Raw genomic sequence first — 24,803 nt, forward strand, 5'->3', positions numbered from 1 at the left:
GAAGCACACTCCTGCTCGGGGGCTCGGCGTCACTGCTGCTCGGCTTGGCCGGCAACGCAAGCTCGCAGACTGCACCGCCCGCAGCCGGTGCAGCGACCACTCTGCCCGGCATCACCGTCGTAGCGCCCCGTCGCGTGGAGCCGCCACGCCGCGCGAGAGTCCGGGTGGTCACGGGTAAGCGTCGCGAGATTCCGCGGGCGCCCCCACCGCCGCCAACGGAAACGCAAATCGTGGCTGGCAAGAATGAAAAATTCGACGAGGCCCGCCAGAATATTATTGCACCGCTCGGCGCCACTGCGCATCAAATGAACCACCAGGCTATTGAAGCGCTGCCGCAGGGGAACAATGCGTCGCTCGACAAAGTGCTGTTGCAGTTTCCTGGAGTGACGCAGGACTCTGCCGCGAGCGGAGAACTGCATGTGCGGAACGAGCATGCCAATATCCAATATCGCATCAACGGGATCATGCTGCCCGACGGAGTCGGCGCGTTCGGCCAAATCCTCGACACCGGGATCGTCGGCAGCCTTACGCTGCTGACCGGCGCGTTGCCGGCACAGTATGGATTGCGCACGGCAGGCGTGCTGGACATCCTGACCAAGGCCGACGCGTTCAACAACTCCGGAAGCGTTGGTATCTACGGCGGAAGCCACGGCACGATCACGCCGAGCTTCGAATATGGCGGCACCGTCGGGCAAACCCAGTATTTCGCCTCCGGACGCTTTCTTCAAAATAACCTTGGAATAGAAAATCCGACTTCCTCGAGGGAAGCCATTCACGACCGCACGTCACAGGAAAAGGGATTTTTCTATTTATCGACCGTGCTCGATTCTACCAGTCGCCTCACCTTCATGAGCGGCATATCGAATTCCACGTTTCAGATTCCGAACAATCCCGGACAGACGCCGAATTTCACGGCCTTTGGCGTCTCCAATTTCAATTCAACTTTCCTCAACGAACATCAGAATGAGTTCAACCAATTCAATGTCGCTGCCTACCAGAAGTCGATCGACGACATCGATCTGCAGGTCTCGTATTTCAACCGCTATAGCCAGTTGCACTTTATGCCGGACCCGATCGGCGATCTCGTGTTCAACGGAGTGGCATCGGACGTTTACCGTCAGAGCTTCGTCAACGGGATCCAGGAAGATACCGCGTGGCGAGTCGGCTATGCGCATACGCTGCGCTTTGGATTTTCCGCCAGCGCTGAGCGAAGCTTGGTCAATAATGCTTCGACCGTGCTGCCGCTGGTCGATCCCAGCGACCCGACCGCAGGCACGATCGATGCGCCATTTTCGATCTTTGATTCAAACAGCAAGACCGGTTGGCTCCTCGGCACCTACATTCAGGATGAATGGAGGATCACAAACCAGCTGACCCTGAACGCCGGGTTGCGGTTCGACCAGATGTATCAGTACGTCGATGCCAACCAGCTCAGTCCACGCATCAGCCTGACCTGGAAGCCCTATGACGGCACTACCTTCCATGCGGGCTATGCGCGAAACTTTACGCCCCCGCAGCAGGTCATCGCGGCCCCGACCAATCTGGCGCTGGTGACGCCGCCTGCGGTCCCCGCCAACACGCAAACTCCCGAGATCGGGCTCAACAGTCCTGTCCTGCCGGAGCGATCTCACGTGTTCGACGTCGGCGTCGTCCAGAAGATATATCCCGTGCCCGGCCTCGAGGTGGGCGTCGACGGCTATTACAAGATCGCCCGCGACCTGCTCGACGACGGCCAGTTCGGCGCCGCATATGTGCTGAACGGATTCAACTATGACCGTGGTGAGAACATTGGTCTGGAGGTCAAATCGACCTACACCAACGGCAACTTCCGCGCGTACGGAAACATTGCCTGGGCAAAACAGGTTGCCACCAACATCGTATCAAACCAGTTTCTGTTCAGTCAGGACGAGCTAAACTATATTGCCACTCACTACATCTACACCGATCACGCCCAGGTCCTGACCGCATCGGCGGGCGCCTCGTATTTGTGGAACGGCACGCGCTTCAGCGCGTCCATGATCTATGGCAGCGGACTTCGGTCCGGCTTCGCCAACACGGATCATCTGCCGTCATATACTCAGGTCAACCTCGGTATTTCGCACGAACATCTTTTCCCCGGATGGACCAAGCCGACCACGCTCCGCTTCGACGTCGTCAACCTGTTCGATTCGATCTATCAAATCAGGGATGGCTCGGGCATCGGTGTCTTCGCGCCGCAGTTCGGGCCGAGGCGGGGCTTCTTCGTCGGTGTCTCGCAGAAGCTGTGATGTGCGCGGACAGCTATCGCGCCATGCTCCAGTCAGGACGAATGGCGCCGGAGACATCGGTGAATGCGCCCTCGGCGAGCTCCGCAACCAACAGGCGGTCGTAGTCCACTGGTCCCGGCATGCTCGCCCGCCCCTTCGGCACGCGCCTGAAGCCGACACAGCTGTAGTAGCTTTCGTCGCCGACCAGCAACACCAGCCGATGTCCCTTGGTCTTGGCCTCGCTGAGTGCGCGCTCCAGCAGCGCTCGCCCGATCCCGCGGCTTCGAAATGGCGGCTCGACGGTGAGCGGCCCAAGCAGCAACGCTTTTGTGTCGCCGATGCAAATCGGCAATTGCCGCACCGAACCGACGAGCAGCGTGCCGATCCTGGCGGTAAACGACAGCTCGAGCAGATGATCGACGTGCTCCCGAATCCGGTATGCGCTTAGCACGAAACGGCCGGGCCCGAAGGTGCGCTCGTGCAGGCGTTCGATCGCCTGCGCGTCGTTGGCAGTTTCGGCCAATATTGTGACAGCGAGATCGCTCATGACGCGCGGGATAGCATCTGGCGAACGCGCGGTCCATTGCCCCGCGCCGGCGATCGCACCGTCAATTCTTGCTCAACGGCGGTTGCGACAAATAGGCCAATAGCTTGATCTCGCGCCGTCCGCGCGTGACGGTGTCAAGCACCATTCCCGAAGACAACGACAGCATTGCCAGGATCATCAGTCCCATCGACAGCACTGCTGTGGGCAGACGCGGGACAATGCCTTCCTCCACGAAAGTGATAATGATCGGGATTGCCAGACCGATCGAAATCAACGTCAGGAAGACGCCGATCACCGCGAAAAAACGCAGCGGCTTTTCCGACCGGTAAAGTTTCAAAATCGTGCCAAGAATTCGAAAGCCGTCACGCCAGGTATTGAGCTTGCTGAATGATCCCTCGGGACGGGCATAATAAGGTGTTTCGATCTCGGCGACCGGCAGCGCCAGCTCCAGCGCATGCACTGCCAACTCGGTTTCGATTTCGAAGCCATCCGACAGCACCGGAAACGATTTGACGAATCGGCGGGAGAATACGCGATAGCCGGACAGGATGTCCGTGAAGGCCTGGCCAAAGACCGACGACAGAAAGCCGGTCAGCATCCAGTTGCCGGCGCGATGGCCGGTTCGATAGGCAGCCTGGACTTTGTCTATTCGCAGGCCCACGACCATGTCGAGGTGATCCGAGATCAACGCCTCGATCATCCGGGGAGCACTGGCCGCGTCATAGGTCGCATCGCCATCGACCAGGACATAGATATCCGCATCAATGTCGGCGAACATGCGCCGGACCACATGGCCCTTGCCTTGGCGGCGTTCGCTCCTCACTTCGGCCCCGGCCTCCCGCGCCACCACGGCAGTGCGATCGGATGAATTGTTGTCATAGACGAATATCTCCGCTTTCGGCAGCGCTTTGCGAAAATCGGCGACAACGGTGGCGACCGCCGCCTCTTCGTTGAAGCACGGCACCAGAACCGCTATCCGCATCGAAGATGTCATTTCTGAAAAACCCGATTCCATCCGATCTCTCGACTCGAAACTTCCCTTAGCACACTCAAGCGCTCGCCGGCTGGCGACAAGCCGAGCGTCCACCATGTTACCGCCTTCAATACGGCTGCTAGTCGCCATCGCTAGCGCCAGGTCCCGATCTGGCTCTTGCCCTGAAGCGCCTCGGATATCCGCAGGCGGGTACCCGTAGTGGTATCCTCGGGCAGCGCGCCGGCTTCGAAGAAGCCGCAGGCAACGATCTCACGATTCGGCTCGGGTGACTGATTTTGGCGAAAATTCCGGACCAGGTAGACCGCAACGTGGTCACGGCTGGACACGTGACTGTTGAAGAACATCCCCAGCAGGACCGGCTCACCAACTACTTCGATACACCCCTCCTCGGCCAACTCGCGCCGCAGCGCGTCGAGGAAGCTCTCACCCGGTTCGACACCGCCGCCGGGCAAATGCCAACCGGCGACATAACTGTGCTTGACGAGAAAGACGCGATCATCGCCGTCAACGACGATGCCGCGGACTCCTAGCGTCATACCCCGGGACAAGCGCCAATACAGATGGAAACCGCGCCGCAGCAGCGGCTCGAACCGCTTTCGCAAAGCCTCAAGTTTCATCGCGGTCTAATTCCAGTATTTCCGCAGATTGTGATTGATCCTTGCATCGCGCAGGCCCGCTTGCCATTACCTTTTCCGGATACAGGATATCATGACATGCCGTGGCTCACTGGCTCAGCCCGCCCGCTCGGATGGATGTAATGTCGTCGTTCACGCTGGCGCATTTGTCGGATCCTCATCTTCCGCCGATGCCCGCCGCGCGGCTTCGCGATCTCGCGGGCAAACGTGCGCTCGGTTATCTCAATTGGATTCGCAACCGCCACAAGTATCATCGCCGGGATGTGCTCGACGCAATTGTATCGGACATGCAGGCGCAAGCGCCGGATCACATCGCGGTCACCGGCGACCTCGTCAACATCGCCCTGGAGGCGGAGTTTGAACCGTCGCGCACGTGGCTCGAGAGCATCGGGCCGCCGGGTCGCGTCAGCGTCGTTCCCGGCAACCACGATGCTTATGTTCGCGCCACCAGCAATCGGTTTGCGCAAGCCTGGGCAGGTTATCTCGGTGATGACCAGGGTCGCGATGGCGCGAGCTCCTTCCCCTCCCTCCGCCGCCGCGGTCCGCTGGCGCTGATCAGCCTGTCATCGGCGGTCCCGACGGCGCCATTAATGGCGACGGGGCAGCTCGGCCATACCCAGATTGACGCGCTTGCTCGCTTGCTCGCCGGATTATCCACCGAGCAGGCTTTTCGGGTGCTGCTAATCCATCACCCGCTGCGCTCGAATGCCTATACCAAGCGGCTTACCGATTCTCATCTCCTCCTCGCGCTTTTGAAGCAGCATGGCGTCGAGTTGATCCTGCATGGGCACGATCACGTGCATTCAACGATTTGGATCGAGGGACCCCACGGCTCGATACCCGCCCTTGGCGTGCCTTCGGCATCGGCGATCGCGCATCGGCAGCATCCCGCCGCCGCCTACAATCTGTTTTCCATCCAACGCGACGGCGCCGTCTGGCAGGTAGAACAGATCGTCCGCGGGATCGACGAGGGGCTGCGCGTTCGGGAGTTACGGCGGGTGCGATTGATCTAGCTTATTCTCACGCGCTTTCCTCACCGGCATCCCCTTCCTGGAAAACGCTCTAGCTCTGCAAACTCGCGTACAGCGCCAGCGCGAACAGGGCGAGCGCGCCGGCAATGAAGCCCAGCGCGAATGTCCAGAACCTGCTGGGGCGCGGCTTCTCGCTCACCGTCGCTTGCGGCTCCGGGGTGGCGACGAGCGCATGCTCGCGCTCGACCATGCGCCGCGCGACGTAGTCGGTGACCGCGTCGACGATATCGGTCACGTCATGCGATTCAGCAATGACGATGCGGCCGAAGCGGGTGTCCTGCACGAACCGGTAGATCCGCTTGTCGCGTCCCATCACGACATGAGCGACCACGTCGATCCACAGCCGCGGCGTCTCGCCCTGGCTGATGCCGCGATCGAACAGATCGACACGATCCGGAATTTGCGCGAACAATGGCTCCAGCGCGTCGTTCAGAATTTCCAATCGCGCCACCTCGGCATCGCGCAGGTCGACAACAACTCCGGTGCGATCGGCCGCCTCGATCCGAGCCTGCCGTAAGGCATCGCGCAGCCGAATCGGATGCCGATCGCTCACGGCCTGAGTTGCGGTATTTGACGCCTCTGACATCCGGTTGATCGCCCCTGTCCCGATGGTCCCCACGGGACTTAGCGTATCAGCAACCCCGAATTCCGCAAACGTTCTTTGCTGCCAAATACTTAGAGGTTGATGCGGCGAAACGACTGCGGGCCTGCCTGGAGGAGCCGGACGGGGCCGCTGCGCAGCTTTGCTTTCGGCCGTGGACCGGCCGATATCAGGCCGGGACGCGAGAGGGCTCTTCGACAATCGAGAAGCGAACACCGGCTTTGTGCCGGTTCTCTTCCGATACCTCGCGCCAGCACTCCTCGGCTTCCTTGCGGGTCTTGAACGGGCCTTTGACCTGGGCGGAGCCTTCCACGAGCTTGTGGAAGTTCATCGAACCGAACTCGCCCCCAATCACCCAGAAATTGCTGCCTTTGGTCATCATTGCCTCCTGTTATTCAGCTGCCTGAATCTGGATCTCAGAACCGTGAGCCTTGAACTGTGCGGCTTCGGTGGAGTCGTGAAGCGCCGTGGTCGACGAGGTGCCGGCAGTGATCGTGGTCGACACCAGATCGAAGTAGCCGGTGCCGACCTCGCGCTGATGACGGGTCGCCGAATAGCCGTGCTTCTCCGATGCGAACTCGGCCTGCTGCAGGCGAGAGTAAGCTGCCATGCCTTCGGCCTTGTAGCCGCGCGCCAGTTCGAACATGCCGTGGTTGAGGGAATGGAAACCCGCCAAGGTCACGAACTGGAATTTGTACCCCATCGCGCCGATTTCGCGCTGGAACTTTGCGATGGTGGCTTTGTCGATGTTGGCTTCCCAGTTGAACGACGGTGAGCAGTTATAGGCCAGCATCTTGCCGGGATAGACCTTGTGCACGGCCTCGGCGAATTCCTTTGCTTCCTTCAGGTTCGGCGTCGACGTTTCCCACCACAGCAAATCCGCGTATTTCGCGAACGCGATGCCGCGCTTGATGCAATGGGCGAGACCGGTACCGGGCTTGAGGCGAAAGAAGCCTTCGGGAGTGCGCTCGCCGGTGATGAACTCGCGATCGCGCTCGTCGACATCGGCGGTGATCAGCTTGGCGCTCTCTGCGTCGGTGCGTGCGAGCACGAAGGTGGGCGTGCCGCAAACGTCGGCAGCCAGACGCGCGGCAATCAGGTTGCGCTCATGCGCCGCGGTCGGGATCAGCACCTTGCCACCCATGTGGCCGCACTTCTTTTCCGAGGCAAGCTGGTCCTCGAAGTGGACGCCGGCCGCGCCCGCCTCGATATAGGCTTTCATGATTTCGAACGAGTTCAAGGGACCGCCGAAGCCTGCCTCGGCGTCGGCGACAATCGGAACGAACCAGTCGATCTTGGCGCCGCCCTCGGAGTGCTCGATCTGGTCGGCGCGCTGGAAGGTGCGGTTGATGCGACGACACAGCTCCGGCCCGGCGTTGGCGGGATAGAGGCTCTGGTCGGGGTACATCGCGCCCGCCGTATTGGCGTCGGCGGCGACTTGCCAGCCCGACAGATAGATCGCAGGCAGTCCGGCACGCGCCTGCTGCATGGCCTGGTTACCGGTTACCGCGCCGAGCGAATTGACGTAGGGCTCCTTTTTCAGGGACTCCCAGAGCCGATTGGCGCCTTTTTCGGCCAGCGTATAGGCGATCGGCACGGAGCCACGCAGCCGCTCAACTTCGGCCGGGGTGTAGGGACGGCTGATGCCATCGAAACGCCCGGCGGGCGCGGGGACTAGCTGCTCAAAGCTCTTTGCCATCGTGATCTCCAATCGACATTCGTGACAGTGCGTTGCGAAACGTGGCTGGAGCTAAACGCGAATTGCGTTAATTCGTATATAGATCTTGCAATCTAATGATGATGTCTTGTAACATCTTCTATTGTAGTAACTGTCATTTTGTAATTTTTTGTCACAAGCGAGGCTGTGATGGCAACGGACGCCGGCAAAAAACTGTTCGTCGGACCGCGCTTTCGACGCATCCGCCAGCAACTCGGTCTGTCGCAGACCCAGATTGCTGAGGGGCTCGGGATCTCGCCGAGCTATATCAACCTGATCGAGCGCAACCAACGTCCCGTCACCGCGCAGATCCTGCTGCGCCTGGCCGAGACCTATGACCTCGATTTGCGCGACCTTGCCACCGCCGATGAGGATCGCTTCTTCGCCGAATTGAACGAGATTTTTTCCGATCCGCTGTTTCGCCAGATCGAGCTTCCGAAACAGGAGCTGCGCGATCTCGCGGAATTGTGCCCTGGCGTCACGCACTCGCTGCAGCGGCTATACGCGGCCTACACCGAAGCACGCCGCGGTGAAACCCTGGTCGCCGCCCAAATGGCCGATCGCGACCAAGCCAGCAGATTCGAAGCCAATCCGATCGAGCGCGTCCGCGAGTTGATCGAAGCCAATCGCAACTATTTCCCCGAACTCGAACAGGCTGCTGAAAATCTGCGCGACGAATTGAACGTGCCTTCCGAACAGCTGTTTGCGGCGCTCGCGACGCGCTTGCGCGAGAAGCATTCCATTGTGACCCGCATCATGCCGCTCGATGTCATGCGCGAGACGTTGCGGCGGTTCGATCGCCATCGCCGTCAAGTGCTGATCTCGGAGCTGGTGGACGGCCCCGGCCGCGCCTTCCAGCTCGCTTTCCAGATCGGGCTTGCCGAGTGCTCCGGGACCTTCGAGACAATCATCAATCGCGCCGGTCCGCTCGATGACACCCCGCGCCGGCTTTATCGCATAACGCTCGCGAATTACTTCGCTGCCGCAGTGATGATGCCGTATCAGGCTTTTCATGCGGCTGCCGAAGCCCTCGGCTACGATGTCCATGTGCTCGGCCAACGCTTCAACGCGGGATTCGAGCAGGTCTGTCACCGCCTGACCACGCTGCAGCGGCCTAACGCGCGCGGCGTGCCGTTTTTCATGTTGCGCGTCGACAATGCCGGCAACGTCTCGAAGCGATTTTCCTCCGGCACGTTCCCGTTCTCGAAATTCGGCGGCACCTGCCCGCTCTGGAATGTGCATTCGACGTTCGACACGCCGGACCGCCTGCTCAAGCAGGTGATTGAATTGCCTGACGGCACCCGATATTTTTCGATCGCACAGATGGTGCGCCGGCCGATTGCGCCGCACCCGCAGCCGCAGCCGCGCTTTGCAATAGGGCTCGGTTGCGAAATCCGTCATGCGTCTCGGCTCATTTACGCCGCCGGAATCGATCTCGAGAAGACGGAGGGCACGCCGATCGGCGTCAACTGCCGGCTGTGCGAACGCGAGAACTGCAGCCAGCGCGCCGAGCCGCCGATCACCCGCAGCCTGATCCTGGACGAAAACACCCGCCGCGTTTCTTCGTTTGCATTCAGCAATGCAAGAGAGTTGTGAACTTGCGGGATGATGCATTTGGTTCAATTTCAAACCGCGCGGACATCTTGCAACTCAATTGCGAGCGTCAGCGAAGAAATCCACGGAGCAACAGGAAGAATGGACTGCTTCGTCGCGCTCGCTCCTCCCAAATGACGCCCGCTCTTTCTTATCCCTCCTACTTTGAGCGGCGCGAACGATGTGACGGGTGAGGGCTGTTTCGTTCGCGCGCGACCTACCCCACCCGACGCTTCGCGTCACCCTCCGGACGAAGATCGGAGGAGGGATGAAGACCGGCGACGTGGTTGCACTGTCGCAATGATGGCGGCCGAAATTTCCCCCACACAATTTCCGTCTTCTCCGCAATGAGCAATGACGCTCACGCCAAACTTCGCTACACAAATGCTGAATTCACTCCATGATCGGTAACCAGATGCGAAGCGGTTCGATGCCACGAATTTCTGCGGGCGCTACCCTGTTGGTTCTAATATCCGCGCCGCTGCTGGCACTGGCTCAACCAATCGTCACTCCAGCCAGACCAATCGTTGCGCCCGCGCCACGCGGCGCCACTTGCCACGGCGGCATGAGCTTCGACCGCTTTCTCGCCGATCTGAAAGCGCAGGCGGCCAAGGCCGGGGTCTCGGCGCGCGCGATCAGCGAAGCCTCGCCCTACCTTGTGTACGATCAAAGCATCGTCAATCGGGATCGCGGCCAGCGGGTGTTCGGTCAGGTGTTCACGGAGTTTGCCGGCCGCATGGCGGCGAGCTACCGAATGCAGCAGGGGCAAGCCCGAATTAGGACCCACGCAGCGGCGTTCGCCCGGGCCGAGAAGGAGTATGGCGTTCCGCCGGCGGTGATCGCCGCGTTCTGGGGGCTGGAAAGCGATTTCGGCGCCAACATGGGCAATCTACCGACTTTGCGCTCGCTGGTATCGCTGGCATACGATTGCCGCCGCTCTCAGATGTTTACGGGTGAAACGATTGCCGCGCTGAAGATCATTGATCGTGGCGACCTCACTGCTGCGGAGATGGTCGGCTCCTGGGCCGGCGAACTGGGACAAACGCAATTTCTGCCGACGCACTATTTCAACTACGCCGTCGATTACGATAACGACGGCCATCGAGATCTGCTGCGCAGCCCGGCGGATGTGATCGGCTCGACGGCGAACTACATCGCGAGCGGCCTGAAATGGCGACGTGGCGAGCCTTGGTTGCAGGAAGTGCGCTTGCCCGCCGACTCCAGTTTTCCTTGGGACCAGGCCGATCTCACCATTCAGTTGCCGCGCTCCAAATGGTCGCAGTTGGGCGTGAGCTACCCGGATGGCAGGGCGTTGCCAAGTGACAACATGCCGTCGTCGCTGCTGCTACCGATGGGCCGGATGGGCCCGGCATTCCTGGCCTACGCCAATTTCGGCGTTTACACGGAATGGAATAATTCCCTGATCTATTCCACCACCGCCGGCTATCTGGCTACTCGCATCGCGGGCGCGCCGCCGATGCAGCGGCCCTCGTCGCGGGTCGCGCAACTGCCCTTTCATGAGCTGCGCGAGCTGCAGCAGTTGCTGGTGCGCGCAGGTTTCGATGTCGGCAAGATCGACGGCGTGATGGGCCAGCAGAGCCGCAGCGCAGTAAAGGCGATGCAGATCAAATATGGCCTGCCTGCCGACTCATGGCCCACGGCCGAATTGTTGGCGCGGCTGCGCGGATCCCGTGCACAGCCGCTTCCACACGCGGCCACAGCGCAATAGAGCCGATTGCCCCGCCCTACGGCGCAAGCGACGCAATCCATTGTTTTTGCCTGGAGAGTGTGGCTGGACCGCTTTCGCTGAGTCTGTCATAGGACCGCTTGCGCGCGACCAGGGTGGGCTCGCAATCATCTTAGCAACGAAAAGAGATTTATATGTCTTTCCATGACACGACCGTGCCGGCGTTCCTCCAAATTCTCGGCAGCCTCAATGGAATTCTCACCAAGGCTGAGGCCCACTGCAAGGCAAAGAACATTCAGCCGGAGGTGCTACTCGGCGCACGCCTGTATCCGGACATGCTGCCGTTCACACGTCAAATTCAGTTGGTTTGCGATTTCGCCGCGAAGAGCTGCGCCCGCTTGACACAAAGCGAGGTGCCGACCACGCCAGATACCGAAACCAGTTTCGACGCGTTGAAGCAGCGGCTCGCGAAAACGCTCGATTACGTCAAGAGCTTCAAGCCGGTGCAGTTCGAGGGCGCCGAGAGCCGGGACGTCAGCTTTCCCGCCGGCCCCAATAACATGATGACGCTGAAGGGGCAGCAGTTCTTGAGCAACTTTGCGCTGCCGAATTTTTATTTTCACGCCGCGATCGCGCACGGTATCCTGCGCCACAACGGCGTCGAAATCGGCAAGCGCGATTTTCTGGGTGTGAACTGAGGCAGGCGGCAATGAATTAAAAGGCCCATGCGCCGTTTCGTGATGGGACAGGCGTCGTGCGGGGCTAATCTGCAATATCCGAATAGCTCGCAGCTTGCTGCGGCCGATTGCAGTGCACACTTCACCCAGACTTGCCTCGCCCGCCCCTGCCCGTCACAAATAAATCCGAAAGCAATAAGAATGAGCACCTCGTCCAAACTTCTCGAGCCTTACAAGCTTGGGCCCATTACGCTGCCAAACCGGCTGGTGATGGCACCTCTGACGCGCAACCGGGCGGTCGCCGGCATGGTGCCGAGCCCTCTGGCGGTTGAGTATTACGGGCAGCGCGCCTCCGCCGGCCTGTTGATTACCGAGGCCAGTCAGATCTCGCAGCAGGGTCAAGGTTATCAGGATACGCCCGGCATCTATTCGAAAGAACAGGTCGCCGGGTGGCGCAAGGTGACCGAACGCGTGCACGGACGCGGCGGGCGCATCTTCATTCAGATCTGGCATGTCGGCCGCATTTCGCACACGACACTGCAGCCGAACGGCGGCGCGCCTGTCGCGCCCTCGGCAATCCGTGCCAAGGGCAAGACTTTCGTTGGCGGCACCTTTACCGATATCAGCGAACCGCGAGCGCTCGCATTGGAGGAAATACCGGGGATCGTCGATGACTTCCGGCGCGCTACCGTGAACGCGATCGAGGCCGGCTTCGACGGCGTCGAAATCCACGGCGCCAACGGCTATCTGCTGGACCAGTTCGCCAAGGACGGCGCCAACAAGCGCACCGACGCCTATGGCGGATCAATCGAGAATCGCGCCAGGCTAATGCTGGAAGTGACGAAGGCCGTCGCTTCGGAGGCCGGACCCGAGCGGACCGGCATTCGCATTTCGCCGGTGACGCCGTCCAATGACATCTCCGACAGCAATCCGCAGCCGCTGTTCGAGCATATCGTCGATCATCTCAACGCGCTGAAGCTGGTCTACATCCATGTTATCGAAGGCGCGACCGGCGGTCCGCGCGACGTTGCACCTTTCGACTATGGCTCGTTGCGCAAGCTCTTCAACGGCGCCTACATCGCCAATAACGGCTATGATTTCGCGCTCGCCAATAAGGTGCTCACGGCCAATGAGGCCGACCTGATCGCGTTCGGCAAGCTGTTCATTGCCAACCCGGATCTGGTCGAGCGCCTCAGGCGTGGCGCGCCGCTCAATGCGCCGGACAAAGCGACCTTCTACGGCGGGGACGCCAAAGGCTACACGGATTATCCGACACTGAGCGAGGCGCTGGCGGCCCAATAGTCCGCGAGCAGCGGCTTTCGAATAGCTCGCCTGAGGCTCGTAATTCACATTTGAGAAAAAGGCCGGGATCGCTCCCGGCCTTCCTCTTTAGTGCCGCCTTTAGATGGCAAGTCTCAATTCAAGGAGGCCCGCTTCGGAGGCGTGGCCGGCCACGACTTGATCAGCGCGTCGTAGTCGATGGTTTCTCCCTTTGGCTTTTCATTCGCCAGCTTGCGCTGGGGCGCGATGGTCTTGTCCTTTTCGGCCTTGGCGAACCAGTATTCGGCCTTCTCCTTTTTGTTCAGCTTCGGTCCGCAAGCGCCTTGCACGCCTGACTTCTCGATGCGCTCCATCACCGAGTCCTGAGCTGCCGCCAGAGCATCCATCGCAGCTTGCGGCGTTTTGGAACCTGACGACGCATCGCCGATGTTCTGCCACCACAATTGTGCCAGCTTCGGATAATCAGGCACATTATTTCCGGTCGGCGTCCACTGCACGCGCGCCGGCGAGCGATAGAACTCGATCAGCCCGCCGAGCTTCGGTGCGCGCTCGGTGAACGACTTGTCCCAGATATCGGACTCACGAATGAAGGTGAGACCGACGTGGCTTTTCTTCAGGCTCACAGATTTTGATATGATGAACTGCAGATAGAGCCAGGCCGCCTTGCGTCGATCGGGCGGCGTGGATTTCAGCAAGGTTGCGGAGCCGGCGTCCTGGTAGCCGAGTTTCATCCCGTCTTTCCAGTAGGCGCCATGCGGCGACGGCGCCATTCGCCATTTCGGCGTGCCATCGGCATTTACGACCGGTCCCGGCTTCACCATGTCGGCGGTGAAGGCCGTGTACCAGAATATCTGCTGCGCAATGTTGCCCTGCGCAGGCACCGGCCCTGCCTCGGAGAAGGTCATGCCTTGCGCTTGCGGGGGAGCATACTTCTTCAGCCAGTCAAGGTATTTGACGATCGAATAGACCGCCGCTGGACCGTTGGTATCTCCGCCACGTTCGATTGAAGAGCCGACCGGGCGACAGCCCTCCATGCGAATGCCCCACTCATCGACGGGAAGGCCATTCGGAATGCCCTTGTCGCCGTTGCCGGCCATCGACAACCACGCGTCGGTGAACCGCCATCCCAGCGAGGGATCCTTCTTGCCATAGTCCATGTGACCATAGACCTTGACGCCGTTGATCTCCTTGATGTCGTTGGTGAAGAATTCGGCGATATCTTCATAGGCTGACCAGTTCACGGGAACGCCGAGTTCGTAGCCGTACTTGGCCTTGAACTTCGCTTTGTATTCGGGATTGGTGAACCAGTCATAGCGGAACCAGTAAAGGTTCGCGAACTGCTGGTCGGGAAGTTGATAGAGCTTCCCGTCAGGCGCGGTGGTGAAGGACTTGCCGATGAAGTCGTTGACGTCAAGCATCGGGTCGGTGACGTCCTTGCCCTCACCTTTCATGTAATCCGATAGCACAACGGTCTGACCGTAGCGGAAGTGGGTACCGATCAGATCCGAGTCGTTGATCCAGCCGTCGTACACGTTTTTGCCGGATTGCATCTGCGTCTGAAGCTTTTCGACCACATCACCTTCCTGGATGGTGTCGTGCCTGATCTTGATACCGGTGATTTCGGTAAAGGCTTTCGCCAGGGTCTTGGCTTCGTACTCGTGCGTCGTGATCGTTTCCGAGACGACGTTGATCTCCATCCCCTTGAACGGCTGAGCTGCCTTTTCGAACCACTGCAGCTCCTTCAATTGGTCTGCCTTGGATAAGGTCGATGGCTGGAACTCGGTGTCTATCCATCGCTGTATCACCGCGTCGTCGGCACGTGCCGGCGATGCGATTGTCACGCTGGCCGCGATCAACGCCGCGGCGCTGCTCATGGTTAGAAGGCGAGCGTTGGTCGCATAACCCGTCTTGCTCCTACAATATCGCATATTGGTTCCTCCGTTGCAGACACAAACTACCCAGGCCCGGGTTGCCCCCGGATCTGCTGACTTTTCGCTGCTTCAGACGGTGCGGAAAATCGCAACGGCCGCAACAAGCGAAATCACGGTGGCGAGCCACAGGCTCGACAATTCAATTCCCTCTTCTCCGATTGGAAGGGTCGCAATCGTATCGGTGCCGATAAATCCAATCCACAGCAGATGAATCACTGCGGCTGTAATCAGTGAAATGAAAAGGCGATCGCCGCGCGTCGTCGGAATTCGCAGCACGCCGACGCGTTCCGCCTCGGGTCGGGCAATCGCAAGCCAGGTCATCAAGGCAAGCGTCAGGGCAAGCAGCGCGAAAAAGATCGCGGTGGGCAGGGTCCAGGCCATCCATGCGATGTTTTCCATGCCCGCCGCCCTCACACCCTGCCCAGCGCGAAGCCGCGCGCGATGTAATTGCGGACAAACCAGATCACCAGCGCGCCCGGGATGATGGTCAGGACACCGGCGGCCGCCAGCAATCCCCAATCCATGCCGGCGGCGGAGACGGTGCGGGTCATGACGGCGGAAATCGGCTTGGCGTCCACCGACGTCAAAGTCCGCGCCAGCAGCAATTCGACCCACGAAAACATGAAGCAGAAGAACGCCGCGACCCCGATGCCGCTGGCGATCAGCGGCACCAGTATCTTCAGGAAGAAACGCGGGAAGGAATAGCCGTCCAGGAAGGCCGTCTCGTCGATCTCGCGCGGCACCCCGGAGACGAAACCCTCCAGTATCCACACGGCCAATGGCACATTGAAGATGCAATGCGCCAGCGCGACTGCCCACGGCGTGTCGAACAGGCTGATGGCCGAGTAGAGATTGAAGAACGGCAACGCATAGACTGCCGCCGGCGCCATCCGGTTCGACAACAGCCAGAAGAACAGGTGCTTGTCGCCGAGGAAGCGATAGCGTGAAAAGGCGTAGGCGGCCGGCAACGCCACCGAAATCGAGATCACGGTGTTGATGACGACATATTTCAGCGAGTTGATGTAACCGGAATACCAACTCTCGTCGGTGAATATCCGCATGTAGTTGGCGATGGTCGGCTGATGCGGCCACAGCGTCATGGTCGAGACGATCTCGTGGTTGGTCTTGAAGCTCATATTGACCAGCCAATAGATCGGCAGCAGCAGGAACACCAGGAACAGCGAGAGGATGAGCCGACGGCCGGGAATCGAATGCATCATGCGACTCCCTTGCTGATGGGGCGATCGGCGCCCGCATTGGTCATGACGGTATAGAAAACCCAGCACACGATGATGATGATGAGGTTGTAAACCAGCGACAGCGCCGCCGCCTTGCCGAGGTCGAATTGGCCGAGCGCGATCTTGACCAGTTCAATGGAAACGAAGGTCGTCGAGTTGCCGGGTCCGCCGCCGGTCACAACGAACGGCTCGGTATAGATCATGAAGCTGTCCATGAACCGCAGCAGCACCGCGATCAGCAGGACGCGATTCATTTTGGGCAGCTGGATCGCGGTGAACACCGCCCAGCGGGAGGCGCCGTCAATCTGCGCCGCCTGATAGTACGCATCCGGGATCGATTTCAGCCCGGCATAGCACAACAGCGCGACCAGGCTGGTCCAGTGCCAGACATCCATCACGATGACGGTGGCCCAGGCGTCGAAATCATTGGAAACATAGTTGTAGTCGATGCCGATATTGTTCAGCACATAGCCCAGCAGTCCAATGTCAGGCCGGCCGAAAATCTGCCAGATGGTGCCGACCACGTTCCATGGAATGAGCAGCGGTAATGCCATGATCACAAGGCACGCTGCGACGCTCCAGCCCTGTCGCGGCATCGAGAGCGCGACCACGATCCCGAGCGGGACTTCGATCGCCAGGATCATGGCGGAAAAGAACAGGTTGCGCCACAACGATGCCAGGAAGCGCCCGCCCAGATCGGTGGACGGATCGAGCAATTCCTTGAACCAGCCGACCCCATTCCAGAAAAACTGATTGTTGCCGAACGTATCCTGCATCGAATAGTTCACGACCGTCATCAGCGGCAGCACGGCCGAAAATGCCACCACCAGAAACACCGGCAGCACCAGGAACCAGGCCTTCTGATTGATGGTCTTGTCCATCAGGTCGATCCCTCCACCAGAAGGCTGTCGGCGTAGACGTGAACGTGCGCTGGGTCGAACACCAGTCCGGCGGCATTGTCCGGGACGGTAAATCCCGGCGGCACTCTGGCTGCGAACTTCGCATCGCCGACGCGCACGCGCGCGAAGCGGATCCGGCCGAGGTCATCGACGCGTTCAATGTTGGCCGACAGCAATCCTGGCGCGGGCGGCGCGATATCGACGAATTCGGGACGGACGCCGATCTCGATTTTGGCAGTCGACGAAAGCCGATCGTAGCTGCGCTTCAACGCGATAGTATGACCGTCGATGCGTGCGTTGCGTCCGCTCACCTCGGCGGGCACGATGTTCATTCCGGGCGAGCCGATAAAATACCCAACGAACGTGTGCGCGGGCTTGTCGAACAGTTCCGCCGGAGTCCCGCTCTGCACGACGCGCCCATCATGCATCACCACGACAGTGTCCGCGAAGGTTAGAGCCTCGGTCTGGTCGTGGGTGACATAGATCATGGTCAGGTCGAGCGTGCGATGCAGCGCCTTGAGCTTCGACCTCAATTGCCATTTCAATTCGGGATCGATCACCGTGAGCGGCTCGTCGAACAAAACGGCGGCGACGTCGGATCGCACCAGTCCGCGGCCGAGCGAGATTTTTTGCTTGGCATCGGCCGTGAGCCGCGTCGCCTTGCGCAAAAGATACGGTGTCAAGTCGAGCAGGTCGGCGATCTCAGTGACGCGCGCACCGATCTCGCCCTTGGGCAGGCCGCGGTTTTTCAGCGGGAATGCCAGGTTCTCTTGCACCGTCATGGTGTCGTAGATCACCGGAAACTGGAATACCTGCGCGATGTTGCGCCTCTGGGTCGACAGCGGCGTGATATCGACGCCGTCAAACAGGATCTTGCCCCGCGACGGCGTAACAATGCCGGAAATTAAATTCAGCAGCGTGGTCTTGCCGCAGCCCGATGGGCCGAGCAGCGCATACGCGCCGCCCTGGCGCCACGTCATCGAGATCGGCTTTAGCGCAAACGATTCCACCGGCGCGTTGTCACCGCCGTAGGAGTGAGCAAGATCGACGAGGTCAATGCGGGCCATGCTGCATTCCTCACATCCCGCCCGGCGAGGCGACCAGGCGGCCCGCCCCGTCAAAGACAAAAACATTGTTCGGATCGAGCACGGCATCGAGCATGTGGCCCGGCGGAAATTCGTGCACACCGTGCAGCACCGCGACCCAACTGGAAGCGTCGCGGCTGAGATGGACGAAGCTTTCCGAGCCGGTGATTTCGGTCACTGTCACGGTGGCATGAAACGCGTGGCGGCCGGCAATTCCGCTGGCGAGTTCGAGCTGGTGAGCGCGAAAGCCGACCCGATAGGCGCCGTCGCCGATTCCGGCATAAAGTCCAGTTGCCGGAGCTTCGACACCGCCGACGTACTTAACCGAGCCCTTGCTCTTTTCGATTCCAACGACATTGAGGGGCGGGTCGGAAAAGACCTGGGCCACGCGCAAGCTGTCGGGATGGCGATAGACGTTTGGCGTCTCCCCGGCCTGCAACACTTCGCCTTCCCACATGCAGATGGTGCGGCCGCCCAGCAATAAGGCTTCTGTGGGTTCGGTGGTGGCGTACACGAAGATCGCGCCCGAGGCTTCAAAGATGCGCGGCAATTCGGTGCGCAGTTCCTCGCGCAGCTTGTAGTCGAGATTGGCGAGAGGCTCGTCAAGCAATACCAGATCGGCTCCCTTCACAAGCGCGCGGGCGATCGCGGTACGCTGCTGCTGGCCACCGGACAATTGCAACGGCGTGCGGTGCAGATAAGGCTCGAGTTTCAGGAGCTTCGCTGCTTCCTGAACGCGCCTTTCAATTTCAGCGCGCGGCTTGCGCTGCACCCGCAGTGGTGAAGCGATGTTCTCATAGACGGTGAGCGACGGGTAATTGATGAACTGCTGATAGACCATCGCCACCGAGCGCTGCCGCACGTCGAGGCTGGTAACGTCCTTGCCATCGACGAGCACGCGGCCGGTCGTCGGCTTGTCGAGACCAGCGAGCAGCCGCATGATCGATGTCTTGCCCGATAGAGTCGGTCCCAGCAGCACGCTCAGGGTACCGCGCTCAAGCGTCAGGCTGACATTTCGGATAGCCGGTAGGCCATCGATCGATCGCGTGACTCGCTCGAGCGTGACGGTCATGACCGCCCTCTTGCTTCACGTAATCCTTGCACCGAACCAGTGTTGGCGGCGATCCAGGCGTCGATGGCGGCGATCTGATCGGCGCTCAGCCGCAGTCCAAGCTTCGATCGCCGCCACACGATATCCTCGGCTGTCAGGGCCCATTCCTGCGACATCAGGTACTTGATCTCTTTTTCCGTCAGGGTGGCGCCGAACGATTGGCCGAGGTCAGCCATCGATTTCGCCGTGCCAAGCAATTTGACGGCGCGGGTGCCGTAGGCGTGCACCAGACGATTGGCATGTAGCGGCGTAAGAAACGAATAATTGCGCTGCAACTCCGCAGCCATCGCCGCGACCGCCGAGACGTCGAGATCGCCCCCGGGCAATGGTGATTTGCCGGTCCAGCCCTCGCGCGCCTTGGCGCTGTGCAGATATGGCGACAGTCGCTCCAGCGCCTCCTCCGCCAGGCGGCGATAAGTGGTGATCTTGCCGCCGTAAATCGAGAGCAGCGGCGCACCGCCGGGTGTGTCGAGTTCGAAGACGTAATCACGGGTGGCCGCCTTGGCTTCACTGGCGCCGTCGTCATACAGCGGGCGAACACCCGCATAAGTCCAGACCACGTCTTCCGGCCTGACTGGTTTGGCTAGATATTCGCTGACGGAATTGCAGAGGTATTTTATCTCTTCGCTCGACGCCGTCACCTTTGACGGGTCGCCGACGAAGTCGCGATCGGTGGTGCCAATCAGCGTGAAATCGTCCTGATAGGGAATCGCGAATACGATCCGTCCGTCACTGTTCTGGAACATGTAGGCGCGGTCGTGGGAATAGAGTTTCGGCACCACGATGTGCGAGCCCTGCACCAGTCGCACCTTGGCTCTGGCATTGACGCCTGCCCCTGATGCCAGCACCTGCTCCACCCATGGACCGCCGGCATTGACAAGCACCCGGGCGCTGATGCTCGAGCGCTCGCCGGAGACGCTGTTTTCAGTCGTAACGTGCCAGATTCCGTCAGCCTGCTTGATCTCGACCGCGCGCGAACGGGTGCGAATTTCGGCGCCACGATCGGCCGCATCACGCGCGGTCAGGATCACAAGGCGGGCGTCGTCGACAAAACAGTCGGAATATTCAAAGCCTTTGACGAAGCGGTTTGGAGCGAGCGGCTGCCCAACTTCGTCCCGGGTCAGGTCGACAGTGCGCGTCGGAGGCAGCAGATTGCGGCCGCCGATGTGATCATAGAGGAACAGACCGAGCCGCAGCAGCCACGCCGGGCGCAACCCATCGTGGTGGGGCAACACAAAGCGGAGCGGGCGAATGATGTGAGGCGCGATCTGCCATAGAATCTCGCGCTCGATCAGGGCCTCGCGGACCAGACGAAACTCATAATACTCCAGGTACCGCAGGCCGCCGTGCACCAGCTTGGTCGACCAAGATGACGTCCCGCTCGCCAGGTCGTTCATTTCGCAAAGGAAAACCGAATTGCCCCGGCCGGCGGCATCGCGGGCGATGCCGCACCCGTTGACGCCGCCACCGATGATCGCGAGGTCAAAAATTCGGTCCAAAGACGCGCCCCCGGCGTTCGCACCGTTCATTTTGGAGATTTAGCTTTCGGTTTGGAGTAAAACACAACCAATTCCGAAAGCAATCGAAAATGCACGAACGGCATCCGCCGCGAGGGGCGCGCGCGTCATTGATTTTTGCTGGATCGGGTCAGGCGCGCCGAACCACGCTCGGCGATGGAGCTTCGGCACCGGGCTCATCGAGATCGGATGCGGATCTCGGCATCGCCTCGATCACCTCAATGCCGCGGCTATGACAAATGTTCGCAAGTCCCGCCGGCAGGGCGGTGTCGGTGACAAAGGTCTGGATCTGGCTGAGATGGGCGATGCGCACCGGTGCGCTCCGCCGGAGTTTCGTGCTGTCTGCCACCAGCATGACGCTTCGCGCATTCGCAATAATGGCCTGCGCGGCCTGCACCTCGCGATAATCGAAATCCAGTAGCGCTCCCTCCTCGTCGATGGCGGAAGCCCCGATGATCGCGTAATCGACCTTGAACTGACCTATCAGGCTAATGGCGGTCGAGCCGATCACCGCACCGTCGGCGCGGCGAACGGCACCGCCGGCAACAATCACTTCAATGCGCGGATGTCGATAGAGCACCATCGCCACATTGAGGTTGTTGGTGATGACGAGCAAGTCCTCGTGCGACCTCAGCGCGCTGGCTACTTCTTCCGTCGTCGTGCCAATGTTGATAAAAAGCGAGCAGCCGTTTGGAATGAGCTCCGCGGCGGCCGCGCCGATCGCTTTCTTCTCCTCGGCGGCGACGAAGCGGCGCGCTTCGTAGGCCAGGTTCTCGACCCCGGAGGCGATAATCGCGCCGCCATGGATCCGGGTCAGTGACCGATGGTCGCAGAGATCGTTGAGATCCTTGCGAATGGTCTGGGCCGAGACTTCGAAACGCTTTGCGAGATCCTCCACCGTCACGCGCCCAAAAGTGCGGGCGATGTTCAGGATTTCATTTTGGCGGTTGGTTAGTCCAGCCACGGCGGCACCTCCGGCGATCCCGGGATGGATGGTGCGGCGGTTCCGGCGCGCGGTCAACGTGGCAGACCGGCCTGAAGGCGGCCTGCGGCACGCAAAGTACCTCCTTGCTCGACGAAATCGTGCTGCCAAGCATGTTTATCGGTTTAAAAGCTCCCCGTAAGCCTAGCAAGGCGCAGAACGTTTCAGCTAACCTGTCGATCGGGGATCAATCAATTGAGCATGACCATGCGCCTGTGCCGGCAGTTTCTCGCCGTTGCTATCATCTTCTTTCCCGTCCTGGCGCACGGTGGCGACATCCCTCGGCCGGTCCCGGTGGCAAACGACTCCAAGGGACCGGAGCCGGACATTGATATGTTCGCACTGATGTCAGGAACCTGCAGCACCGTCGAAATCGCGGGGCGCTACTTCGCATGCAGGTCCGTCGCATACTTCCACAGCAAACAAGGGCGCGCCAACTTCACGATTGTGCTCGACGACCCTTCGGACGAAAGTCACGTCATATCCTTCTCGGGCGAAAATGGCCGCAAAGGACAAGGCGATCTGTACGAATTGCCAATCGACCGAATGCTGCTCAACTCCAAACACAGGCCCAAGGTCGACGGGCTGCCCGTGCCGAGCGTGGAATTCTCCGCCGGAACCTGCAAACAAGTTGGAAATCTGGCGGTGCGCCAGATTTCCAGCATTTCCTGCATGGCAATGGATAAAAGCGGCAGGAGGTACCAACTGCAATTCCAGTCCGACGGACTGCCGATCACAGTCCGGCGAGTCCGGCCTTCGATGCCGACGATTCTGCAGCACCCGTTCAAATAGTGCGCGCGTTCCGTCTGGAACGCGGGCGCAGGAACGCGCTACGCTGCCTCTTTCAGTGAACTGTCGGCCAGACGCATCGCCGCGCGTTCGGCCTCCCGGGCGTTGCGAAACAGCCGGCCTTCCAGCCGATTGAAGCGCGGGTCGGCTGCGAAGAAGCGATACCCATGCGGAGTCCGCACCACGATGCCCGCCGCCTGCGAGCGGACTTCAATGATGTAACGGTCCGACATTTCCTCAGAGCCCTTCATTCCTCAGCGGCCCCTACAACAAAGAAGAGGGCAAAAGGTTCCGGTTGCAAAACTACGCGAAAGCCTTTGATTCACCAGAGCTAAAGGCGGCGAACGACGCGTGTGCCGCGTCAGCCACTGCATGATGCGTGGGGCAGCAAGGGCCGGGCCGACGACCGGATTTTCAGATATCATCGCGCTGGCCGCCATCGGAGGATCACCATGCCCAGACGCCTGTCGATCATCGCCAGCACTCTTTTGTTTTCGATCGGCGCTTCGCAAGCGCAAACCCCCTCCCCGGACACGATGACAGCGGCGCGGGCACTCGTGACCACGATGAAATTGTCCGAGCAGTACAAGGCGCTCTTGCCGGCGATCCTGCTGGGCCTAAGGCCGGCCGTGGTGCAGGACAGGCCGGAGATCGAGCGCGACTATGACGCAATGATGCCAATGCTGGCCGATGCGTTTGCTCCCTATTATTCGGCCATGGTCGATGACATCGTCGCGGTCTATGCCAATAACTTCACGGCCGGTGAGCTGCGCGAAATAGAAGCCTTCTATCGCCAGCCGGCTGGCCAAAAGCTCCTGGAAAAGTCTTCAGTGGTCGCGCAGCAAAGCATCCAGATTGGCCAGGAAGTCGGCCGTAAAGCGGCAGAGGATCTAAAGGGACGTCTCACCGAAGCGCTGCGCCAGAAAGGCCATAAGCCTTAGCAGAGGGGTTGGATTTCAAAGAACAAGATCAACCCTTGCCGGACTCGATGGCTTTGACCGTTTTGAATTCGGCCGCATCCACGAACAGGTTGGGCACCTTGGCAGCCCGATCGAGAAGCCACGCGGCCGCTACCATGATCAGGATGCCTCCGGCGCTGACAACGAGTTGCTCCCAGACACCTCTGGTGTACTGCATCAGTATCCAGTGCGCTCCAAATGACAAGAATACGCTCAAGCAGAAAATCGGAAGCGAGTGCTGTCCGCACAAAATCAGCGGGCGCAACCATTTGGACGTGAGGCCGCTCCACTCGCGGGGGAAATACCGTGTGACCAGGATGGCGAGGGCGAAGAAATGCGTCAGCCGCAGCATATCCAGATCGGTTTTATCGATCGGGTAGATCGCCTTGATCATCCATTTTGGCACCAAGGCTTCGAGGAATGCGATGTGCCACGTCATCACGATCAGCAGGGCAAACAGAATCCACGCAATCGAAACCACCAGCGCAACGCGAGACCTGATCAGGAATTCGAGCTTGGCGGCGCCTCCAACACCACACCAGGCCGCGAACACGAACAACAATTGCCAGGCAAAGGGATTGAAGTACCAGGTCGTCCCCGGCGGGTACGACGCGAGATTCCAGTCGAACCACCGCGCCGCAACGTAAAGGATGGCCGAGGCAAGCAAGGTCCAGTTGGGGCGCCGCACCAGACACCATAGGATCAGCGGCGAAGCGGCTATCAACGTTATATAGAGGGGCAGCACATCGAGGTTGACCGGCTTGTAGCGCAGCGTAAGCGCCTGCCCGATCAGCACGTCCGGGTGTTGGAGGAAATTGTAGACATTGAACTCATTTTCATACATCGGGTTGTCGAATTTTCTGGCGGTGCGCGCGATCTGTGCCGTGAAAAGCAGAAACAGCATGATGTGGGCGACGTACATTTCCGCCGCGCGCTTCAACAGCCGCTTGGTAGCTGCGAGGAAACTGCCCCCGCGCACAATCGGCCCGTAGATGAACCCGGCGAGATAACCTGAGATGAATACGAAGAATTCGGCGGCGTCGCTGAAGCCGTAATTGCGCAGGGTCAGCCAGGCGACAACATCGTGCGGAATGTGATCGAGGAAGATCATCCACAATCCGATGCCACGGAACAGATCGAGCCGGAGGTCTCGTTCCACGGTTTGCAAAAGGTCTCGCGGATCATTGTTACCCATGACGCCCATCACTTTGATTTTTTGTACGCCGAACCTGCGGAAGCGATTTCGAAACATACTGGGCAGCTTATCGCCTGACGATCGCGCA

24 protein-coding genes are annotated in these 24,803 nt (G+C 60.1%); 8 read left to right on the top strand and 16 right to left on the bottom strand.

Annotation, left to right across the window (positions count from 1 at the left end):
* Nucleotides 1-11: 11 nt before the first annotated feature.
* Entirely contained in the window at nucleotides 12-2,267 is a 2,256-nt protein-coding gene (locus VJV58_RS07790; RefSeq protein WP_414641446.1) for a TonB-dependent receptor, read from the top strand.
* A 13-nt stretch (nucleotides 2,268-2,280) separates the two neighbouring features.
* Here VJV58_RS07790 and VJV58_RS07795 read toward each other — a convergent pair whose 3' ends face one another.
* From VJV58_RS07795 to VJV58_RS07805, 3 genes are all read right to left on the bottom strand, one after another.
* Nucleotides 2,281-2,793 carry an N-acetyltransferase gene (locus tag VJV58_RS07795; protein ID WP_324136762.1) on the bottom strand — a complete coding sequence of 171 codons (513 nt, stop codon included), beginning with the start codon at nucleotides 2,791-2,793 and terminating at the stop codon, nucleotides 2,281-2,283.
* 61 nt (nucleotides 2,794-2,854) lie between these two features.
* Entirely contained in the window at nucleotides 2,855-3,787 is a 933-nt protein-coding gene (locus VJV58_RS07800; protein ID WP_324136763.1) for a glycosyltransferase family 2 protein, read from the bottom strand.
* Nucleotides 3,788-3,918: 131 nt separating this feature from the next.
* Entirely contained in the window at nucleotides 3,919-4,404 is a 486-nt protein-coding gene (locus VJV58_RS07805; RefSeq protein WP_324136764.1) for an NUDIX domain-containing protein, read from the bottom strand.
* Between the two features lie 140 nt (nucleotides 4,405-4,544).
* On the opposite strand from VJV58_RS07805, the gene VJV58_RS07810 reads away from it, so the two are divergent.
* On the top strand, nucleotides 4,545-5,435 hold the full coding sequence (locus VJV58_RS07810; RefSeq protein WP_324136765.1) for a metallophosphoesterase: 891 nt from the start codon (nucleotides 4,545-4,547) through the stop codon (nucleotides 5,433-5,435).
* Nucleotides 5,436-5,484: 49 nt separating this feature from the next.
* Here VJV58_RS07810 and VJV58_RS07815 read toward each other — a convergent pair whose 3' ends face one another.
* The 3 genes from VJV58_RS07815 to aceA form a co-directional block, all read right to left on the bottom strand.
* Nucleotides 5,485-6,039 carry a hypothetical protein gene (locus tag VJV58_RS07815; protein WP_324136766.1) on the bottom strand — a complete coding sequence of 185 codons (555 nt, stop codon included), beginning with the start codon at nucleotides 6,037-6,039 and terminating at the stop codon, nucleotides 5,485-5,487.
* A 184-nt stretch (nucleotides 6,040-6,223) separates the two neighbouring features.
* Nucleotides 6,224-6,433, bottom strand: coding sequence for a DUF4170 domain-containing protein (locus tag VJV58_RS07820; RefSeq protein ID WP_324136767.1), 210 nt, complete (start codon nucleotides 6,431-6,433; stop codon nucleotides 6,224-6,226).
* 12 nt (nucleotides 6,434-6,445) lie between these two features.
* A complete protein-coding gene (gene aceA, locus VJV58_RS07825) occupies nucleotides 6,446-7,753 on the bottom strand; it encodes an isocitrate lyase (RefSeq protein ID WP_324136768.1) in 1,308 nt (435 codons plus the stop codon).
* Between the two features lie 168 nt (nucleotides 7,754-7,921).
* On the opposite strand from aceA, the gene VJV58_RS07830 reads away from it, so the two are divergent.
* The 4 genes from VJV58_RS07830 to VJV58_RS07845 all read left to right on the top strand — a co-directional run bounded on the left by VJV58_RS07830 (nucleotide 7,922) and on the right by VJV58_RS07845 (nucleotide 13,030).
* Entirely contained in the window at nucleotides 7,922-9,367 is a 1,446-nt protein-coding gene (locus tag VJV58_RS07830; protein ID WP_324136769.1) for a helix-turn-helix domain-containing protein, read from the top strand.
* Nucleotides 9,368-9,794: 427 nt separating this feature from the next.
* The gene (locus VJV58_RS07835; protein ID WP_324136770.1) at nucleotides 9,795-11,093 is read left to right on the top strand and encodes a lytic murein transglycosylase; all 1,299 of its coding nucleotides are present in this window, start codon (nucleotides 9,795-9,797) and stop codon (nucleotides 11,091-11,093) included.
* A gap of 152 nt (nucleotides 11,094-11,245) precedes the next feature.
* A complete protein-coding gene (locus VJV58_RS07840) occupies nucleotides 11,246-11,749 on the top strand; it encodes a DUF1993 domain-containing protein (protein WP_324136771.1) in 504 nt (167 codons plus the stop codon).
* Between the two features lie 180 nt (nucleotides 11,750-11,929).
* Nucleotides 11,930-13,030: an alkene reductase gene (locus tag VJV58_RS07845; protein ID WP_324136772.1), complete on the top strand. Its 1,101-nt coding sequence runs from the start codon at nucleotides 11,930-11,932 to the stop codon at nucleotides 13,028-13,030.
* 113 nt (nucleotides 13,031-13,143) lie between these two features.
* Here the strand turns inward: VJV58_RS07845 and VJV58_RS07850 are convergent, their stop codons facing one another.
* The 8 genes from VJV58_RS07850 to VJV58_RS07885 all read right to left on the bottom strand — a co-directional run bounded on the left by VJV58_RS07850 (nucleotide 13,144) and on the right by VJV58_RS07885 (nucleotide 21,754).
* Nucleotides 13,144-14,883, bottom strand: a complete 1,740-nt coding sequence (locus VJV58_RS07850) for an ABC transporter substrate-binding protein (RefSeq protein ID WP_324136797.1) — start codon at nucleotides 14,881-14,883, stop codon at nucleotides 13,144-13,146.
* A 126-nt stretch (nucleotides 14,884-15,009) separates the two neighbouring features.
* On the bottom strand, nucleotides 15,010-15,339 hold the full coding sequence (locus tag VJV58_RS07855) for a DUF2160 domain-containing protein (protein WP_324136773.1): 330 nt from the start codon (nucleotides 15,337-15,339) through the stop codon (nucleotides 15,010-15,012).
* A gap of 11 nt (nucleotides 15,340-15,350) precedes the next feature.
* Nucleotides 15,351-16,157 (bottom strand): carbohydrate ABC transporter permease, encoded by an 807-nt coding sequence (locus VJV58_RS07860; protein WP_324136774.1) that lies wholly within the window; start codon nucleotides 16,155-16,157, stop codon nucleotides 15,351-15,353.
* Nucleotides 16,157-17,059, bottom strand: coding sequence for a sugar ABC transporter permease (locus tag VJV58_RS07865; protein WP_324136775.1), 903 nt, complete (start codon nucleotides 17,057-17,059; stop codon nucleotides 16,157-16,159). The genes VJV58_RS07860 and VJV58_RS07865 overlap by 1 nt, the downstream gene beginning before the upstream one ends.
* A complete protein-coding gene (locus VJV58_RS07870) occupies nucleotides 17,059-18,144 on the bottom strand; it encodes an ABC transporter ATP-binding protein (RefSeq protein WP_324136776.1) in 1,086 nt (361 codons plus the stop codon). Before VJV58_RS07870 ends, VJV58_RS07865 begins: the two co-directional genes overlap by 1 nt.
* A gap of 10 nt (nucleotides 18,145-18,154) precedes the next feature.
* On the bottom strand, nucleotides 18,155-19,234 hold the full coding sequence (locus VJV58_RS07875) for an ABC transporter ATP-binding protein (RefSeq protein ID WP_324136777.1): 1,080 nt from the start codon (nucleotides 19,232-19,234) through the stop codon (nucleotides 18,155-18,157).
* Nucleotides 19,231-20,772, bottom strand: a complete 1,542-nt coding sequence (glpD, locus tag VJV58_RS07880; protein WP_414641445.1) for a glycerol-3-phosphate dehydrogenase — start codon at nucleotides 20,770-20,772, stop codon at nucleotides 19,231-19,233. The genes VJV58_RS07875 and glpD overlap by 4 nt, the downstream gene beginning before the upstream one ends.
* A gap of 148 nt (nucleotides 20,773-20,920) precedes the next feature.
* A complete protein-coding gene (locus VJV58_RS07885) occupies nucleotides 20,921-21,754 on the bottom strand; it encodes a DeoR/GlpR family DNA-binding transcription regulator (protein ID WP_324136779.1) in 834 nt (277 codons plus the stop codon).
* Between the two features lie 219 nt (nucleotides 21,755-21,973).
* On the opposite strand from VJV58_RS07885, the gene VJV58_RS07890 reads away from it, so the two are divergent.
* Complete coding sequence (locus tag VJV58_RS07890; RefSeq protein ID WP_324136798.1) at nucleotides 21,974-22,564, top strand: hypothetical protein; 591 nt, start codon at nucleotides 21,974-21,976, stop codon at nucleotides 22,562-22,564.
* 38 nt (nucleotides 22,565-22,602) lie between these two features.
* Here the strand turns inward: VJV58_RS07890 and VJV58_RS07895 are convergent, their stop codons facing one another.
* Entirely contained in the window at nucleotides 22,603-22,794 is a 192-nt protein-coding gene (locus tag VJV58_RS07895) for a hypothetical protein (protein ID WP_324136799.1), read from the bottom strand.
* A gap of 219 nt (nucleotides 22,795-23,013) precedes the next feature.
* Between VJV58_RS07895 and VJV58_RS07900 the strand changes: the two genes are divergently transcribed.
* Nucleotides 23,014-23,502 (top strand): DUF2059 domain-containing protein, encoded by a 489-nt coding sequence (locus tag VJV58_RS07900; RefSeq protein ID WP_324136780.1) that lies wholly within the window; start codon nucleotides 23,014-23,016, stop codon nucleotides 23,500-23,502.
* Between the two features lie 28 nt (nucleotides 23,503-23,530).
* Here the strand turns inward: VJV58_RS07900 and VJV58_RS07905 are convergent, their stop codons facing one another.
* Nucleotides 23,531-24,715 carry an OpgC domain-containing protein gene (locus VJV58_RS07905; RefSeq protein WP_324136781.1) on the bottom strand — a complete coding sequence of 395 codons (1,185 nt, stop codon included), beginning with the start codon at nucleotides 24,713-24,715 and terminating at the stop codon, nucleotides 23,531-23,533.
* Between the last annotated feature and the right edge of the window lie 88 nt (nucleotides 24,716-24,803).

Source organism: Bradyrhizobium sp. (assembly GCF_035273305.1).
In the GTDB taxonomy this organism is placed as follows: domain Bacteria; phylum Pseudomonadota; class Alphaproteobacteria; order Rhizobiales; family Xanthobacteraceae; genus Bradyrhizobium.